The sequence below is a fragment of the Synechococcus sp. R8-2 genome, assembly GCF_047461715.1.
In the GTDB taxonomy this organism is placed as follows: domain Bacteria; phylum Cyanobacteriota; class Cyanobacteriia; order Thermostichales; family Thermostichaceae; genus Thermostichus.
On record NZ_JANSHQ010000141.1, the window covers coordinates 1 to 2,431 of the forward strand.

General features: G+C 58.1%; 2 protein-coding genes and 1 pseudogene. 2 read left to right on the forward strand and 1 reads right to left on the reverse strand.

Annotated elements, in window-relative coordinates; genetic code table 11:
- Positions 1-166: 166 nt before the first annotated feature.
- Positions 167-850, reverse strand: coding sequence for a DUF2232 domain-containing protein (locus NW819_RS03975; protein ID WP_414412956.1), 684 nt, complete (start codon positions 848-850; stop codon positions 167-169).
- 324 nt (positions 851-1,174) lie between these two features.
- Here NW819_RS03975 and NW819_RS03980 point away from each other — a divergent pair, with 324 nt between their 5' ends.
- Both NW819_RS03980 and NW819_RS03985 read left to right on the forward strand, forming a co-directional pair.
- Positions 1,175-2,185 (forward strand): ArsJ-associated glyceraldehyde-3-phosphate dehydrogenase, encoded by a 1,011-nt coding sequence (locus NW819_RS03980; protein ID WP_414412957.1) that lies wholly within the window; start codon positions 1,175-1,177, stop codon positions 2,183-2,185.
- A gap of 25 nt (positions 2,186-2,210) precedes the next feature.
- A pseudogene (locus tag NW819_RS03985) lies at positions 2,211-2,431 on the forward strand (MFS transporter); the annotation flags it as partial.

Genomic DNA, 2,431 nt, shown 5'->3' on the forward strand with positions numbered 1-2,431 from the left:
TCCGTCCCGCTACCGCGATCGTAGCAGAGAACCTTCCAGTTCTTGCATTCCTGTAGCGTTGCATGGCAATAGGGTGGGACTTTTGCCAAGAACTCATTTGTCAAGATTTGTCAAGAACTCATTTGTAGAGCAGCTTGCTCTGCTCTTGTACAACTCACAGGGGCTGCTAATCCAGCAAAAACTGTACCCACTTCGGCGGGGGTGGCAGCGGGCAACGAAAGTGCTCCATCACCAGGGCGGCCACCAAATGCACCGTGAATACGTAGATGAGGGAATTGAAGGCAATAAATCCCACCACCACCACCTGAACCATCCAGGGTTCTGCCACCCAGTAGACGCCCCATCGGCTGAGGGACACATCCAGGAGCCAGTTGGTTAGGCCGGTAAGTTGAATGGTTACGTAGATCCAGAGGTTTTCCCCCACCAGTAGGGAGGAAAGCACCAACTGAAAGATCAAGCCCAGGGCGCTGAGCACAGCCCCGCTCACCACCGAGACGTACCAGGAAAGACGCTGCTGCCACAGGCGGGCACACCAATAGCCCAGCAGACCATAGGGAATGACATAGAGAATGCTGCGCGTGGGCCCTATCAGCACCGTCAGCAACAGGCCGGAGACCACCAGGGCCATTGCCCCTGTGCGGGGATCCCAGCGCATCACCGCCAGCGCCACCGGGATGGGGAAAAACAGACGTATAAAGGGGGCCAGCGGCGTGTAGCTCAGGATCCAGATCAAGGCTGCCGTACTGGCCAAAAAAGCTGTCTCCACCACCCTCAAGGCCGGAGAACGGGAAGGGGGGGGAGGCAAGGGAGGAAAGTCATCCTGCACAGAAGGCTGAGGCGGCGGGGGCACATCCAGAAAAGCACAACTTTTCCCAGCTTAGGCCACCGGTTGCCGGGTTGGGCGAATTGTTGCCCAGAGGTGTGGATCTGGACTGCAAATCGGCTACAGGATAGGCCCTGTTGTCGATTGGGGCTGCCTCAGCGGATCCCTTTTGGATTTCAGGACATTCGGCAACATTTCCCAAGGCCAACCGTGAACCGACCCCCATCGGCCAGTCTCTCCTGACCCTACCCATCAACTTGTCTTGAAACGACTAGGGCGTTCTGATAAAGTTGAGGCGGGATTTGCCCTGAGAGAGCGGGATCCCTTCTGGACAAGTCTAGGGTCAATGCTATGGCAGTGCGGGTGGGCATCAACGGTTTTGGCCGCATCGGACGGCTGGTGTTGCGGGCTGCTTGGGGCTGGGAAGAGCTGGAATTCGCCCACATCAACGAGATCAAAGGGGGAGCTGCGACGGCGGCCCACCTGTTGAAGTTTGACTCGGTGCAGGGCCGCTGGGCTATCGACATCGAGGGATCCGATAACCGGCTGCGCATTCAGGACAAAACCCTCACCTTTAGCGAACACAAGTCTCCTGGTGAAGTGCCCTGGGCAGAGTTGGGGATCGATCTAGTGCTGGAATGCTCGGGCAAATTTGTCAAGGCAGCGGAGCTGGATGCCTACTTCAAAGCGGGGGTGTGCAAGGTGATTGTGGCTGCTCCCGTCCAAGACAAGACAGCCCTCAACATCGTCATGGGTGTCAACGATCACCTGTACGACCCGGCCCGGCACCATTTGCTCACGGCGGCTTCCTGCACCACCAACTGCCTGGCTCCTTTGGTGAAGGTCATCCACGAGGGAATCGGCATTGTTCACGGGGTGATCACCACCATCCATGACGTCACCAATACTCAAACCATGGTGGATGCCCCCCACAAAGACCTGCGGCGGGCCCGCTCCGCTCTGCTGTCTTTGGTGCCCACCACCACCGGCTCGGCCACGGCCATTGGGCTGATTTACCCCGAACTCAACGGCAAGTTGAACGGCATTGCCGTGCGCGTGCCCCTCTTGAACGCTTCCCTGACCGATGCGGTGTTCGAAGTCAGGCGGCCCACCACCGTGGAAGAAGTCAATCACCTCTTAAAAACTGCAGCCGAGGGCGAACTCAAGGGGATCCTCGGCTACGAGGAGCTGCCCCTGGTCTCGGTGGATTTCAAAGGGGATCCCCGTTCCAGCATTGTGGATGCGCCCTCGACGATGGTGGTGGATGGCGCCCAGGTGAAGATCCTGGCCTGGTACGACAACGAATGGGGCTACGCCAACCGCATGGCGGAACTGGCCCGCAAAGTGGCCCGCAGTCTATAGAAACATCTCCCTTGGAGACCTGCCCATGACTTCTGTTTCGACGGCTCAAGCCTCTGCGGTTCGCAACTACGCCCTGGTTACAGCGGCCTATTGGGGGTTCACCATCACCGATGGCGCCATCCGCATGTTGGTGCTGCTGCACTTCCACAAGTTGGGCTTTACCCCGATCCAAATTGCCATGCTGTTTCTCTTCTACGAGATCTTCGGGGTGATTACCAACTTCCTGGGCGGCTGGATTGGATCCCT

Bases quoted from the DNA above. Each gene is read 5' to 3' on its own strand.
- NW819_RS03980 (WP_414412957.1), top strand. From the start codon at position 1,175: ATGGCAGTGCGGGTGGGCATCAACGGTTTTGGCCGCATCGGACGGCTG.